12 protein-coding genes are annotated in these 13,915 nt (G+C 64.8%); 2 read left to right on the plus strand and 10 right to left on the minus strand.

Annotation, left to right across the window (positions count from 1 at the left end):
• Positions 1-179 precede the first annotated feature (179 nt).
• Positions 180-2,144, plus strand: coding sequence for an acetate--CoA ligase (gene acs / locus KNJ79_RS12645; RefSeq protein ID WP_317151327.1), 1,965 nt, complete (start codon positions 180-182; stop codon positions 2,142-2,144).
• A 146-nt stretch (positions 2,145-2,290) separates the two neighbouring features.
• Here acs and KNJ79_RS12650 read toward each other — a convergent pair whose 3' ends face one another.
• From KNJ79_RS12650 to KNJ79_RS12685, 8 genes are all read right to left on the minus strand, one after another.
• A complete protein-coding gene (locus KNJ79_RS12650; RefSeq protein WP_317151328.1) occupies positions 2,291-3,022 on the minus strand; it encodes a peptidase in 732 nt (243 codons plus the stop codon).
• A 32-nt stretch (positions 3,023-3,054) separates the two neighbouring features.
• Positions 3,055-3,858 carry a transglutaminase family protein gene (locus KNJ79_RS12655; RefSeq protein WP_317153919.1) on the minus strand — a complete coding sequence of 268 codons (804 nt, stop codon included), beginning with the start codon at positions 3,856-3,858 and terminating at the stop codon, positions 3,055-3,057.
• 2 nt (positions 3,859-3,860) lie between these two features.
• Positions 3,861-4,802, minus strand: coding sequence for an alpha-E domain-containing protein (locus KNJ79_RS12660; protein WP_089216391.1), 942 nt, complete (start codon positions 4,800-4,802; stop codon positions 3,861-3,863).
• Between the two features lie 130 nt (positions 4,803-4,932).
• Positions 4,933-6,330 (minus strand): circularly permuted type 2 ATP-grasp protein, encoded by a 1,398-nt coding sequence (locus KNJ79_RS12665; protein WP_317151329.1) that lies wholly within the window; start codon positions 6,328-6,330, stop codon positions 4,933-4,935.
• A gap of 266 nt (positions 6,331-6,596) precedes the next feature.
• Entirely contained in the window at positions 6,597-9,329 is a 2,733-nt protein-coding gene (gene secA, locus KNJ79_RS12670) for a preprotein translocase subunit SecA (protein WP_317151330.1), read from the minus strand.
• 111 nt (positions 9,330-9,440) lie between these two features.
• Positions 9,441-9,707 carry a hypothetical protein gene (locus KNJ79_RS12675; RefSeq protein WP_089216388.1) on the minus strand — a complete coding sequence of 89 codons (267 nt, stop codon included), beginning with the start codon at positions 9,705-9,707 and terminating at the stop codon, positions 9,441-9,443.
• Between the two features lie 89 nt (positions 9,708-9,796).
• A complete protein-coding gene (locus tag KNJ79_RS12680) occupies positions 9,797-10,795 on the minus strand; it encodes a TonB family protein (protein WP_170935549.1) in 999 nt (332 codons plus the stop codon).
• A gap of 11 nt (positions 10,796-10,806) precedes the next feature.
• Complete coding sequence (locus KNJ79_RS12685; protein WP_317151331.1) at positions 10,807-11,319, minus strand: hypothetical protein; 513 nt, start codon at positions 11,317-11,319, stop codon at positions 10,807-10,809.
• Positions 11,320-11,430: 111 nt separating this feature from the next.
• Here KNJ79_RS12685 and KNJ79_RS12690 point away from each other — a divergent pair, with 111 nt between their 5' ends.
• Positions 11,431-12,234, plus strand: a complete 804-nt coding sequence (locus KNJ79_RS12690; protein WP_317151332.1) for an SDR family oxidoreductase — start codon at positions 11,431-11,433, stop codon at positions 12,232-12,234.
• A gap of 149 nt (positions 12,235-12,383) precedes the next feature.
• Here the strand turns inward: KNJ79_RS12690 and KNJ79_RS12695 are convergent, their stop codons facing one another.
• Both KNJ79_RS12695 and KNJ79_RS12700 read right to left on the minus strand, forming a co-directional pair.
• Positions 12,384-13,094, minus strand: a complete 711-nt coding sequence (locus KNJ79_RS12695) for a head GIN domain-containing protein (RefSeq protein WP_317151333.1) — start codon at positions 13,092-13,094, stop codon at positions 12,384-12,386.
• 42 nt (positions 13,095-13,136) lie between these two features.
• A complete protein-coding gene (locus tag KNJ79_RS12700) occupies positions 13,137-13,874 on the minus strand; it encodes a head GIN domain-containing protein (protein ID WP_317151334.1) in 738 nt (245 codons plus the stop codon).
• Positions 13,875-13,915 lie beyond the last annotated feature (41 nt).

The raw sequence follows: 13,915 nt of genomic DNA on the forward strand, positions 1-13,915 counted from the left end.
ATCTTGAACCGGTAGGAGATGGGTCCCCGCCTTCGCGGGGACACACGAACCTTTGCAAGCGTTTCACTCAAAGTTGATCGCGCTCTAACTTCATCCTCCCTGCCCCCGCCCTTGAAACTTGCGGGCCGCAGAGTATCGCAGGGGCGACGAGATTGAAACCGAAAGCGGGAGAAGCTGACGTGTCCGACCTACCCCCATCCGAACCGCTGGTCCCCGTCCCCGCCGACGCCGCCGCGAACACGCACTGCACGGCCGCCGATTATGATCGGCTCTATGCCGAGAGCATCGCCGATCCCGACGCTTTCTGGGCCGAGCAGGCGAAGCGGCTCGACTGGGTGCGCGCGCCGACGAAGATTGCGAACTGGTCCTTCGACCCGGTCAGCATCAAATGGTATGAGGACGGCGTCCTCAACCTCTGTCACAATGCGCTCGACCGCCATGTCGCCGCGGGGCATGGCGAGCGGACCGCGATCATCTTCGAACCCGACGCCCCCGACGGCGAGACGCGCCATATCAGCTATGCCGCGCTGCTCGCCGACACGATCCGCATGGCGAATACGCTGAAAAAGCTGGGCGTGAAGAAAGGCGACCGCGTCACCATCTATATGCCGATGGTGCCCGAAGGGGCGGTCGCGATGCTCGCCTGCGCGCGCATCGGCGCTATCCACAGCGTCATCTTCGGCGGCTTCTCGCCGGAGGCGATCCACGGCCGCATCGAGGATTGCGCAAGCGACTGGGTGATCTGCGCCGACGAGGGGCTGCGCGGCGGCAAGACCATCCCGCTCAAGGCCAATGTCGACAAGGCGCTCGAAAAGGTCGCGGTGAAGGGGGTGCTCGTCATCGCGCACACCGGCGGCGACGTCGCGATGAAGGAAGGGCGCGACCATTGGTACGACGCACTCTCCGCCGACGTCGACGCCGACTGCCCGTGCGAGCCGATGAACGCCGAAGATCCGCTGTTCATCCTCTACACCTCGGGCTCGACCGGCAAGCCCAAGGGCGTGCTGCATACCGTCGGCGGCTACAGCGTGTGGACCGCGACGACCTTTTGGTACGGCTTCGACTATCGCCCCGGCGAGATTTTCTGGTGCACCGCCGACATCGGCTGGGTCACGGGGCACAGCTATGTCGTCTATGGCCCGCTGCAGAATGGCGCGACGACCTTGATGTTCGAAGGCATCCCCAACTATCCCGACCATGACCGTTTCTGGCGGGTCGTCGACAAGCATCGGGTCAATATCCTCTACACCGCACCCACCGCGATCCGCGCGCTGATGCGCGAGGGCGACGATTATGTGACGCGCCACGACCTTTCGTCGATCCGCCTGCTCGGCACCGTCGGCGAACCGATCAACCCGGAGGCGTGGCGCTGGTATCACGATATCGTCGGCAAGGGCCGCGTTCCGGTCATCGATACCTGGTGGCAGACCGAGACCGGCGGAATCATGATCACCACCCTGCCCGGCGCGCATCCGATGCAGCCGGGGAGCGCCGGACGTCCCTTTTTCGGCATCCGTCCGCAGCTGGTCGATGCCGAGGGCGGCGTCCTCGCCGACGAACGGACCGGCGGCGCCGCCGAAGGCAATCTGTGCATCACGCACAGCTGGCCGGGGCAGGCGCGCACAGTCTATGGCGATCACGACCGCTTCGTTCAGACCTATTTTTCGACCTATATGGGAAAATATTTCACCGGCGACGGCTGCCGCCGCGACGCGGACGGCTATTGGCGGATCACCGGGCGCGTCGACGACGTCATCAACGTCTCGGGGCACCGCATGGGCACCGCCGAGGTCGAAAGCGCGCTGGTGCTGCACGAAATGGTCGCCGAGGCCGCGGTGGTCGGCTTTCCCCACGACATCAAGGGCCAGGGCATCTATGCCTATGTCACGGTGAACGCCGGGATCGACCCGAGCGACGAACTGCTCGCCGAACTCAGGCAACAGGTGCGCACCGAAATCGGCCCGATCGCGACCCCCGACCATATCCATTTCACCCCCGCCCTGCCCAAAACGCGCTCGGGCAAGATCATGCGCCGCATCCTGCGCAAGATCGCGGAGAATGACTTCGGATCGCTGGGCGACACCTCGACCCTCGCCGATCCGAGCCTGGTCGACGGGCTGATCGAGGGACGGAAGAATCGGTAGCATCGCGCGCTGGGGCGGCGAGGCTGAAAATGCCGTGCCCCCCGCGAAGGCGGGAGTGCATCTCCGAACGGCGCCACGATGAACCGGTTGGAGATGGGTCCCCGCCTTCGCGGGGACACACGCTTCCATCGGAGCGGCGTTGCGCTCTAAAAATGAAAGTCTGGCAGTTCGGCGAGCGCGATCCCCAGCGCCTCGGCCCACCCCTCCGACACGCGGCGGAAATAGGGATCGTCGCGCTCGAAGCGGCGCTCGCGCACGGTGGTGAAATCGTCGCGTTCGTGGATCTTCAGATCGATCGGCAGATCGACCCCGGCATTGGCGCGGATCGTCGAATCGAACGAGACGCAGAGCAGCTTCACCGCATCCTCGAACGACATGGCGGGGTCGTAACTGCGCACGATGATCGGGCGGCCATATTTGGTTTCGCCGATCTGGAAAAAGGGATTGTCCTCGCCCGCCTCGATGAAATTGCCTTCGGGATAGATCAGGAAGAGCCGCGGTTCCTGCCCCTTGATCTGCCCGCCGACGATCAGCGAGGCGCGAAAGATCGATTCGGCGACCGGCCCCTCGTCATTGTGGCGCATCACGATGCCGCGCAGCACTTCGCCGATCGTCGTTGCGATCTGGAACATCGACGGTGCTTCGAGGATCGAAGGATGGCGTTCTTCGGGCGCCTTGGTGCGCTCGTCGATCAGACTGACCACCGCCTGCGTCGTCGCCAGATTGCCCGCCGACATCAAGGTGATGACACGCTCCCCGGGCACATGCCAGCTGCGCATCTTGCGGACCTGCGAAATATCGTCGACGCCGGCGTTGGTACGGGTGTCCGACATGAACACCAGCCCCTTGTTGAGCCGCATACCTACGCAATAGGTCATCGAATCCCGTCCGCCCCGCTGTCCAAACCCGATTATTGCTGGACCTGCAATTGGACAACCAGATTTTCCTGCGCCGCACCATAGCGCATCCCGCGAACCGGGGCGGCGTCGCGATAATCGAGTCCCGTCGCCACGCGAATATAGCGCTGGTCGGGCGAATGTCCGTTACTGATGTCGAAGCCAACCCAGCCGATGTGGTCGAAATGCGCCTCTGCCCAGGCGTGGGTCGCATCCTGTTCGGTGCGGTCGTCCATGCGCAGATAGCCCGAGACATAGCGCGCCGGATGGCCAAGATGGCGCATCGCGGCGATGAAGATATGGGTGTGGTCCTGGCACACCCCGCCCTCGCCGCCCAGTGCCTGTTCGGCGCTCGTTTCGGCGTCGGTCACGCCGACCTTGTATGCGAGCCGATCGAGGATCAGCGCCGACAGCGCATGTGCCTGTTCGATATCCGAAGCGAAGTCGCGCCCCAGCGCCGCGGTCAGCGAGCGCACATGCCGCCCCGCGCGTGTCAGCGCGGTCGGCTGAAGGAAACTCCACAGCGGCATTGCGCCGCGGTGCGCGCCGATCACGCCGTCCCATGTGTGCAGTTCGACCTCGCCGCGGCAGCGGACAACGAGTTCGCGCGCGCCGCTGCCCACCGCGATCAGGTCGACGCCATTGCCATGATGGTCGGTATAGTGAAGCTGCTTCTCGCCGCCCTCGACCTCGATCGTCCAGCCGTGGACGCTCTGCTGTCCCGGACGGTCCTTGGGTGTCAGCCGCACCTGCTGCAATGCATAGCCGACCGGGGCATCATATTGATAATGGGTGATATGGTCGACCAGCAGCTTCATCGTCATTCCACGAACCGGTAATCGCGCTCGATCTGTTGCGCGAGCATGGCGTTGGCCGTCAGAAAGCCGCGCAGATATTCGTGCAGGCCGCCGTCGAAGATCGACTGGATCGGCGCCGACAGCTTGTCGCGGCAGATCGTGCGCGCCATCCGCCCTGCCTCGGTTTCTTCCCCATAGCCGCGCTGCAGCCAGTCGAGATTATCCTGCATCTTGTCGCAGCAGAAGGCGAGGCTGCGCGGCATCTGGCGATAGAGGATCAGAAATTCGGCGATCTTGAGCGCGCTGATTTCCGCCCCGTAAAGCCAGCGATAGGCGCGGTGCGCCGACACCGAGCGCAGGATCGTCTCCCACTGCACATTGTCGATCGAGCTGCCGATATGCGCAACCGAGGGGAGCAGCAGATAATATTTGACGTCGAGGATGCGCGCGGTGTTGTCGGCGCGCTCCAGGAAGGTGCCGAGCCGCGCGAAATTATAGCCGTCGTCGCGCAGCATCGTCCCCGCAAGCACGCCGCGCACCTGCGCATTCTGCTGCCGGATCGCCGCGAGCACGTCGGGCAGGTCGTCCTCGCGCACCTGCCGCCTGAGCAGGCCGGTGAGCGTCATCCAGCTCGTGTTCACCGCTTCCCACACCTCGCGCGTCAGCGCCGTCCGCGCGGTGCGCGCATTGTCGCGCGCGCGTTTCAGGAGCGACACGATACTCGACGGATTGGCCGGATCGCGAAGCAGAAAATCGACGACGCGTGCCGAGCTATAATCGTCGTGCGCCGCCATGAAGGCCTGATCGACGCCTGCGGTGCCGAGGATCGACTTCCATTCGGACGGCGCGGTCTGCCAGCGCGTCAGCGCGATGCGGAAACCGGCGTCGATCAGTCGCGCATTATTCTCGCTACGCTCAAGATAGCGCGCCATCCAGAACAGGGCTCCGGCGGTCTTGCCTAGCATGGGACGACGCCCTCGAAAGCATCGTCATTGCGAGGAGCCGAAGACGACGCGGCAATCCAGAGCGAGCGCAAACCGCCCTGGATTGCTTCGCTTCGCTCGCAATGACGAAGAAGATCGACACTCGCCGCCATCAATCCTCCAGCACCCACGTATCCTTGGTCCCGCCGCCCTGGCTCGAATTGACCACCAGCGAGCCCCGCTTCATCGCGACGCGCGTCAGCCCGCCCGGCGTGATCGTCAGCCCCTGGGGCGACATCAGGACGAAGGGCCGCAGGTCGACGTGACGCGGGGCAAGGCCGGCCTTGGTGAAGATCGGCACGGTCGACAGCGAGAGCGTCGGCTGGGCGATATAATTGGCGGGGTTCGCCTCCAGCTTCTTGCGAAACGCCGCGATCTCGCGCTTGCTCGCCGCGGGGCCGACGAGCATACCGTAGCCGCCCGACCCGTGAACCTCTTTCACCACCAGCTCGGGCAGGCGGTCGAGCACTTCGCGGCAATGCTCCTCTTCGGAGCAGCGCCACGTCGGCACATTGGGCAACAGTGCCTTTTCGCCCGTATAAAATTCGATGATGTCGGGCATATAGCTATAGAGCGCCTTGTCGTCGGCGATGCCGGTGCCCGGCGCATTGGCAATGGTGATGCCGCCGGCGCGATAGACATCCCAGATCCCGGGCACCCCGAGCAGCGAGTCGGGCCGAAAGTTCAGTGGATCGAGGAAATCATCGTCGACGCGGCGATAGAGGACGTCGATCGCCCTATACCCCTGCGTCGTGCGCATCGCGATGCGCCCGTCGACGACGCGCAGATCATGCCCTTCGACCAGTTCGGCGCCCATCTGGTCGGCGAGGAAGCTGTGCTCGAAATAGGCGCTGTTGTGGATGCCCGGGGTGAGCACCGCCACGGTGGGCGTCCCCCCGCACATCGGAGGCGCGCAGGCCGACAGCGATTTCAAAAGGTTGATCGGATAGTCGCCGACCTCGCGCACCGCGACCTTCGCGAACAGCTCGGGAAACATCTGGAGCATCGTTTCGCGATTTTCGAGCATATAGGAAACGCCCGAGGGTGTGCGGGCATTGTCCTCGAGCACATAGAATTCGTCGGGGCCGGTGCGGACGATGTCGATGCCGCTGATATGCGTATAGATGCCGCCGGGCGGGTCCATCCCCATCATCATCGGCAGAAAGGCGTCATTGCGCGCGATCAGATCGACCGGCACGCGGCCCGCGCGCAGGATTTCCTGCCGGTGATAGATGTCGTGGAGGAAGGCGTTGAGCGCGCGCACGCGCTGCTCGATCCCGCGCGACAGCCGCCGCCATTCGCGCGCCGCGATGATCCGCGGCACGACGTCGAACGGGATCAGCCGCTCGTCGGCGTCGGCGTCGCCATAGACGTTGAAGGTGATGCCGATCGTGCGAAAAAAAGCCTCGGCCTGCTGCGCCTTGCGGTGGATGCGATGCGCATCCTCGCGGTCGAACCAGTCGAAATAGTCGCGATAGGACGGCCGGACGCCGCCGCCTTCATCCGTCATTTCGTCGAAGAAGCTGATACTCCGACCCTTTCCACGCAGACATGCCGTCCATCGCCGTGCAAGAGGCACGGCGCCGATGTCCCTGCTGCTGCGCGCCCGCCGGCTTCGTGGCCGCCAAGCTTATGGAAGGGATGCTAATCGGCGCCGCTTGCCTTGGCAAGCGAGTGTGTTCGTCGCCCCCGCGACGGCGGGGGCCGCTGGCGGTTTACACGGCGGGGCAGGAAAAGGTGGCCAACGGCCCCCGCCTTCGCGGGGGCGACGCGCGACTACATCGCGCCGTGGCAATGCTTGTATTTGCGGCCCGACCCGCACGGGCAGGGCGCGTTGCGGCTGATGTCCATTCCCGCATAGGGATTTTCGCCGCGCGCCGACGGCTTCGGCACCTGCATCGGGGGCAGCGTGTCGGCGATAACGCCCAGCGCGCCGCCGTCGATGTCGGCGCTATTGTCCTCGCCGGTAAAGGGGTCGATGTGCGTCGTCAGAAAGTCGGGCAGCTCGGGGAGCGGCATCGGTTCGGGTTCCTGGAACTGGAAATCGATCCGCGCGACGGTGCGCGTCACATCCTCCCGGATATTCTGCAACATGCGTTCGAACAGCGCGAACGCCTCGGCCTTATATTCGTTGATCGGCTGCTTCTGCGCATAGGCGCGCAGGAAGACGACCTGACGCAGCGCGTCGAGCGTCGAGAGATGTTCTTTCCAATGATGGTCGAGCGTCTGGAGGAGGATCGACTTTTCGATGCCGCGCCAGGTTTCGGGATCGACCTGCGCCGCCTTTTCGGCAGCGGCCGCATCGGCGAGCGCCTGGATGCGCTCCTCGAAGATTTCGGGATCGACCGCATCTTCCTGCATCCAGTCGTCGATCGGCGGATCGAGCTGGAGAATGTCGGCGACGCGCGCCTTCATCCCCTCGATGTCCCACTGTTCGGGATAGCTTCCCGGCGGGCAGGCGTCGGCGACGATCGCATTGACCGTCTCGGCACGCATACCGAGCATCGCTTCGTCGACCGTCTCGCTGTCGATGATCTCGCCGCGCTGGTCATAGATGACCTTGCGCTGGTCGTTCATCACATCGTCATATTCGACGACCTGTTTGCGGATGTCATAGTTGCGCGCCTCGACCTTCTTCTGCGCGGTCTCGATCGCCTTCGACAGCCACTTCGATCCGATCGCCTCGCCATCCTCGAGATTCTTGTTCATCATCTTGGCGAACAGCGTGTCGGGACCGAAGATGCGCAAGAGGTCGTCGTCGAGGCAGAGGTAGAATTTCGACAGGCCGGGGTCGCCCTGGCGCCCCGAACGGCCGCGCAGCTGATTGTCGATGCGGCGGCTTTCGTGGCGTTCGGTCGCGAGTACGAACAGCCCGCCCGCGGCCTTCACCGCCTCGCGTTCGGCGGCGACTTCGGCGCGGATGCGCGCAATCGCGGCGTCGCGCTCGGGGCCTTCGGGCATGTCGCGAAGCTCGTCCTCGATGCGGAATTCCTCGCTGCCGCCCAGTTTGATGTCGGTGCCGCGCCCCGCCATGTTGGTCGCGATCGTCACCGCGCCCGAGCGGCCGGCCTGCGCGACGATATGCGCCTCGCTCTCGTGGAAACGGGCGTTCAGAACGCTGTGCGGCACGCCTTCCTTTTCGAGATAGGAGGAGAGCAGCTCCGACTTCTCGATCGAAACGGTGCCGACGAGCACCGGCTGGCCGCGCTCGTTCGCCTCGCGGATCGTGCGCGCGATCGCACCGAACTTGTCGGTGATATTCTTGTAGAACTCGTCCTCCTCGTCGATCCGCGCGATCGGACGGTTGGTCGGGATGGTGACGACGTTCATCTTGTAGATTTCGAAAAATTCCGCCGCCTCGGTCGCCGCGGTGCCGGTCATGCCCGAAAGTTTGGGATACATGCGAAAATAATTCTGGAAGGTGATCGACGCGAGCGTCTGGTTCTCGGGCTCGATCTTGACGCCTTCCTTGGCCTCGACCGCCTGGTGCAGACCGTCGGACCAGCGCCGCCCGTCCATCATGCGGCCGGTGAATTCGTCGATGATCACGACCTTGTCGTCCTTGACGATATAGTCGGTGTCGCGGCGGAACATCACGATCGCCTTCAGCGCCTGGTTGACGTGATGGACGACCTGCGTGTTCTCGATGTCATAGAGGTTGCTGCCCTGGAGCAGCCCCGCGGCCTCGAGCAGCCGCTCGACATGCTCGGTACCCTCTTCGGTCAGGCTGATCGACTTCGCCTTCTCGTCCTTTTCATAATCCTCTTCGCCGAGCTGGTGCACCACCTCGTTGACGCGAATGTAGAGTTCGGACTTGTCGTCGGTCGGTCCGGAGATGATCAGCGGCGTGCGCGCTTCGTCGATCAGGATCGAATCGACTTCGTCGACGATGCCGAAGTTGAACGGGCGGTGCACCATCTGCGACCGCTCGAACTTCATATTGTCGCGCAGATAATCAAAGCCCAGCTCGTTGTTCGTCGCATAGGTGATGTCGCTGTTATACGCCTCGCGCCGCTGCATCTCGTTGAGGTTGGGGACGATCACCCCGGTGGTGAGGCCAAGGAAGCTGTACACCTCGCCCATCCATTCGGCGTCGCGGCGGGCGAGATAGTCGTTCACCGTGACAACGTGAACGCCCTTCCCTTCGAGCGCATTCAGATAGACAGGGAGCGTCGCCATCAGCGTCTTGCCCTCACCCGTCGCCATTTCGGCGATTTCGCCGCGGTGGAGGACGATGCCGCCGATCATCTGCACGTCGAAATGGCGCATGCCGAGCGTGCGCCGCGCCGCCTCGCGCACCGTCGCAAAGGCTTCGGGCAACAGGTCGTCGAGTGTTTCGCCCGCGGCGAGCCGCTCGCGGAATTTCGGCGTCTGCGCCTGCAGCGCCGCGTCGTCGAACGCTTCCATCTGCGGCTCGAAAGCGTTGATCCTGTCGACGATCTTGCGGATCGAATTGACGTAGCGGTCGTTGGACGAGCCGAAAAGGCTTTTGGCAATGCTGCCGAACATACTGGTTTCCTTGATTTTTCTATGCTGAAGGCGGCAACGCGACGGGCTGCCCGGCCGCACGCGATGCAGCCGCGAAGAGACGGTCAGGCGAGGATCGCCCGGCCGAAAGAGCTATTCGAGGGCGCGGTCCGACCGGCCGAGGATGCCCGGCAGATAGGGTGGCGCCGGAGGCACCGGCTTGCGGCAACCGCATGAGGCGCGGCGCGAGGGCGGCGGATCGGCCGGCCGGCGCGCCTTGTCGGCATTGTCCGACTGCGCGGCGCTTTCGGCGAGCATAACGAGCGTCCCCATCGCCGCCGGCGTAACCGGCGCCGCCTGCGCGCGATCCGCGCCGGCAAGGCCGGTCAGCAGCGCGAGCAGGGTCAGGAATAAACGCAAGTAAGGCCCCTCTTTCGTTCCAGCGAACGGCTTAGTGTCCGCTGGACGCTGAATATAGGATGAAAGCGGCGCCACGTCCAGCGCTCCAGCTACTGGATCGCGGCGGGCGCATCCTCGATTGTCAGGTCGCTGCGCAGGATCACGCGTTTTGCGACTGGCCTGCCGTCCGCGTCGGTGAAGGGCGTATAGCGCGTCTGCCGCCCGAACATGTCGCACGGCGTCATGCCGTTCGGCGCGGCTCCGAACTTGCCCGTGTTCGAAAAGCGGCAATCCTGAACACGGCCGTCGGCGCCGACCAGCACGGTCATCGTCGCGCTGCCTGGTTCGCCCATCGGAAAGTCAGGGTCGGGCGCCACTGATACGCCTTCGCCGCCTTCGCGCACCTGATCCGGCAGCGCCCAGCGGAATTTCGCCGCAAGGACGCCCTTGGTCGGCTTGCCGTCGCTGTCGAGAGCTGGGGAGAATTTGCCTTCGCTGTGCATCAGCGCGCACGCCGCGTCGTCGAGCGCTGCCGACAGGCTGCTCTCATTGACCTTGCACGCTGAAACCCGTCCGGCGCTATCGACGGCTAACTCCATATGGACGGTGCCTTGCTCGCGCGCGGCGAGCGCGGCCGGTGGATAATGAGCGGCGGGATCGATCCGCGTGAAGGCGTCGTCGGGAATCGCGCCGCGCGGCCAGCTTTCCTGTACCGTATCGAGTCCGAAGCCCGCGACCTCCACCGCATGATCGCTTCCTTCGGGAATCTGCCAACGTATCCGGTTGCTATAGGTTCCGCCGACCGCTTCGCCGCGCGCGTTGCGCCCCGGCGTGAAGCGCGCACGTTCCATAATCAATCGGCAGGTTTCGGCGTCGAGGTCGGCATGGCCGCTCGGCGCGGTGATTTCGCAGCGGGTGGGCAGGCCGTCGGTTCCGATCGTCAACCGGAACCCCGCCGTCCCTTCACGCTCCTCGCGCATCGCGCTCGCCGGATAATCGTAACTCGTGACCCAACTTCCGGGGTTGGTCGCGGGCGCGGGCCCCGTTTCGGTCTCGTCCCCCCGGGCCGGCGCGCCTTGCATCGCCAGCAACAACATCATCGTCAGCATCGTCCCCCACCTTATTCAAGCCCCGGATTCAGTCGCTTGACCTCCAAGAGGAAGCTCTTGGGCTTTTTAAAATACTCGCTGTTGCGATTGACCTTCAGCCCCGCGGCCGCCGCCATTTCCATCAGGAAATGAACGCAGTTGCGCGTGCCGAGGTCATAGCTCGGCTGTTCACGGTCCTGCCATTCGCGAACCTTGGTCAGCAGCCGGCCATAGGTCGCGTCGTCGACGGTCACGCTGAACTGCCGGTCGCTTTTCGTCACATATTTCTCTTCCTTGCTCTGCACATAACCCTTCACCGCGCCGAGCAGGATCGCCGGCGTCACCGAGCGCGCGGTGAAGCCATAGTTGTAATCGACTATCTGGCCGGTCGAATCGACGCGCCCCTTGAGCGTCACGAAGCCGTGCGGAAAGCGCTCACCGAAGTCATGGCTGTAAAAGCTGACGACGACCTTCGCCTGTGCCGGAGCGGCAGCGGCGAGGACGATGGCGACAAGGGCGGCGAGCAGCGAACGCAGACGATTCATGCGGCGTTGATAGCCAGCCTTCGCGGGCCTTGCCAAGCCGCGATTGCCGCTTGACCTTTGACGCGCCATCGCATTTTGTCTCGCTGACACGAATGTAAGGGAGGATGCAGCATGGCGCGCAAGGCGATTTTCATCACCGGTGGCGGATCGGGAATCGGGCGCGCCACCGCACGCCATTTCGCGGGCCAGGGCTGGTTCGTCGGCGTCGCCGACGTCAACGCGCAGGGGATCGACGAAACCGCCGCGCTGCTTCCCGAAGGCGCCTCGTCGCGTCATGTCATGGACGTGCGCGACCGCGACCAGTGGCAGGCGGCGCTCGCCGAATTTGCGAAGGCGAGCGGCGGGCGGCTCGACGTGCTGTTCAACAACGCGGGGATCGGGTCGGGCGGCCAGTTCGTCGATATGCCGCCTGCCGACGCCGACCGGCTGATCGCGATCAACTTCGGCGGCGTGGTCAACGGCATCTACATGGCGCTGCCGCTGCTGCGCGCGACGCCGGGTTCGGCGATCCTCAACACCGGGTCGGCGTCGGGTTTTTATGGCGTCGGCGGGCTCGCGGTCTATTCGGCGACCAAATTCGCGGTGCGCGGGCTGACCGAAGCGCTGGAAATCGAATTCGCCAAATATGGCATCAAGGTCCGCTCGCTGATGCCGGGCTTCATCGACACGCCGCTGCTCGATCAGGTCAGCGCCGACAGCAACGAGCCCGCGCGGAGCCGTCTGGCGGCCAGCGGGTTCGAGATTTCGCCCGTCGAGGACGTCGCCAAAGCGGCGTGGGACGCGGTCCATGGCGACAAGGTGCATGTGCCCGTCGGCAAGATGGCGAAGCGCCTGTCGCGCCTCGCGCGCTTCTTCCCGGGACTGGTCGCGAAACAGTCCAAGAAGGTCGATGGATTGGGGACCGCGGCGCACTGAACCAGAGGTATGACTGTCTTCGAACAAAGTGAGTTCGTGTGTCCCCGCGAAGGCGGGGATCCATCTCCGGCCGGTTCAAAATGGCACCCGCAGGAGATGGGCTCCCGCCTTCGCGGGAGCACGCACGCTGCAATGAAAGAGGACAGCCGCTAGCGTTCGATCCCGCACTCCACGGTGCCGCTGCCGACGTTGCGCACAGTGCAGGTCGGCCGGCCGAGCACGACGGTCTTTCCGGCCCCGCGCGCGGTGATGTTCGCGCTCTTGACCGCGCGGAAGCGATGGTCGCCCGCGCCTTCGCTGTCGCTCGTCAGATTGTCGATGGCGAGCCCGCCCGCATCGACCGCGCCCGCGCCCGACAGCAATATTTCGCCGCGCTTGGCCGCCCCGCCGAGCGTCATCGTGCCGTTGCCGATCATCGCCACCGAAAGCCGGTCGGCGTCGATCTTTCCGACCACCAGCCGCCCCGGTCCGTGCAGCCCGATATCGACGCGGTCGCCGCGCAACGTGTCGATTTCGAGCGACCCCGCACCCGCGACCATCGCCGCGCGCAGATTGGCGGCGTTGACGCGCACGGTCGCCGAGCGGTCGCCCTTCGCGCGCTCGTCGTCACCGGCAAATCGGCGCATCTTGATCACCAGCTTGCCGCCCTGCGATTCGACGCTCAACCGGTCGAGGGCATCCTGCGATCCCGTCGCGACCGCGCTGACCGGCGCGCGCGCAGTCACGATCACCGCGACATCGGCATCGACCTCGATCGTTTCGAAGCTGGTCAGCCCGTAGCGCTTCTCGGCCGCCGAAGCGGGTGCGGCGCCGAGTGCGAAGGCCACCGCGAGCGCGGCGTATCGGTGGAGCATGGTCATGCCCTGTCCTAGCCCGCCTGCCGCGCCTGCGCCAGCGCGCGATCAGCCGCAGACGATGTCGCCCGAACCGGTCTTGCTCGTCGAGCAGCTCGCGCCGCCGCCGATCTTGACGTCGCCCGATCCGAGCACCCGGACGTCGGCCGTCCTGATTGCCTGCGCCTCGACATTGCCCGAGCCGGTCACCGAAACGTCGAGCGTATCGGCAACGAGCCCGCCGGCGTCGATGTCACCCGATCCGGTGACGCCGACGTCGCCCGAACCGATCTTGCCGCCGGACACTTCCAGATCGCCCGATCCCGACATGGTGAGTTTGGCGCTGGCTGCGGTCAGCTTCGCGATCTTGAGGTCGCCCGATCCGGTGACCGCCGCCTCGGCCGCATCGCCCTCCACGCTGTCGGCGTCGATCGAGCCCGATCCGGTGAGCTTCAGCTTTTCGACCTTGGGCATGGTGATGGCGATCGAAACCTCGTCATGATCGCCGAAGCTCCAGCTGCTCCGCTTGCGGCCGATCGACAGCGTCGCGCCGTCGCGTTCGATTTCGAGCTGATCGAGTTCGGCCTGCGGCCCCTTCGCCTGGATCGAGAAGGCATCGCCGTGGCGGATGGTGACGTCATAGGGGCCCGCCATCTCGACCCCGGTGAAACCGTCGAGCGCATATGCTTTCGTCGTCGCCGGGCCCATGTCGGCGGGGCGCGTCGCGCCGCTATTGTCCTTGCCGCTGCAACCGGCCGCGCTCGCCAGCACCAGCGGTAAAATCGCCATTGTCGTCCAGATTCGCATCGTCGATCTCCTTGTGTGTTAGATAGATAACACACAATCGG

The organism is Sphingopyxis indica (assembly GCF_032879645.1).
Taxonomy (GTDB): domain Bacteria; phylum Pseudomonadota; class Alphaproteobacteria; order Sphingomonadales; family Sphingomonadaceae; genus Sphingopyxis; species Sphingopyxis indica.

Bases quoted from the DNA above. Each gene is read 5' to 3' on its own strand.
- KNJ79_RS12650 (WP_317151328.1), bottom strand. From the start codon at position 3,022: ATGACCTATTGCGTAGGTATGCGGCTCAACAAGGGGCTGGTGTTCATG.
- KNJ79_RS12655 (WP_317153919.1), bottom strand. From the start codon at position 3,858: ATGAAGCTGCTGGTCGACCATATCACCCATTATCAATATGATGCCCCG.
- KNJ79_RS12660 (WP_089216391.1), bottom strand. From the start codon at position 4,802: ATGCTAGGCAAGACCGCCGGAGCCCTGTTCTGGATGGCGCGCTATCTT.
- KNJ79_RS12665 (WP_317151329.1), bottom strand. From the start codon at position 6,330: ATGACGGATGAAGGCGGCGGCGTCCGGCCGTCCTATCGCGACTATTTC.
- secA (WP_317151330.1), bottom strand. From the start codon at position 9,329: ATGTTCGGCAGCATTGCCAAAAGCCTTTTCGGCTCGTCCAACGACCGC.
- KNJ79_RS12680 (WP_170935549.1), bottom strand. From the start codon at position 10,795: ATGCTGACGATGATGTTGTTGCTGGCGATGCAAGGCGCGCCGGCCCGG.
- KNJ79_RS12685 (WP_317151331.1), bottom strand. From the start codon at position 11,319: ATGAATCGTCTGCGTTCGCTGCTCGCCGCCCTTGTCGCCATCGTCCTC.
- KNJ79_RS12690 (WP_317151332.1), top strand. From the start codon at position 11,431: ATGGCGCGCAAGGCGATTTTCATCACCGGTGGCGGATCGGGAATCGGG.
- KNJ79_RS12695 (WP_317151333.1), bottom strand. From the start codon at position 13,094: ATGACCATGCTCCACCGATACGCCGCGCTCGCGGTGGCCTTCGCACTC.
- KNJ79_RS12700 (WP_317151334.1), bottom strand. From the start codon at position 13,874: ATGCGAATCTGGACGACAATGGCGATTTTACCGCTGGTGCTGGCGAGC.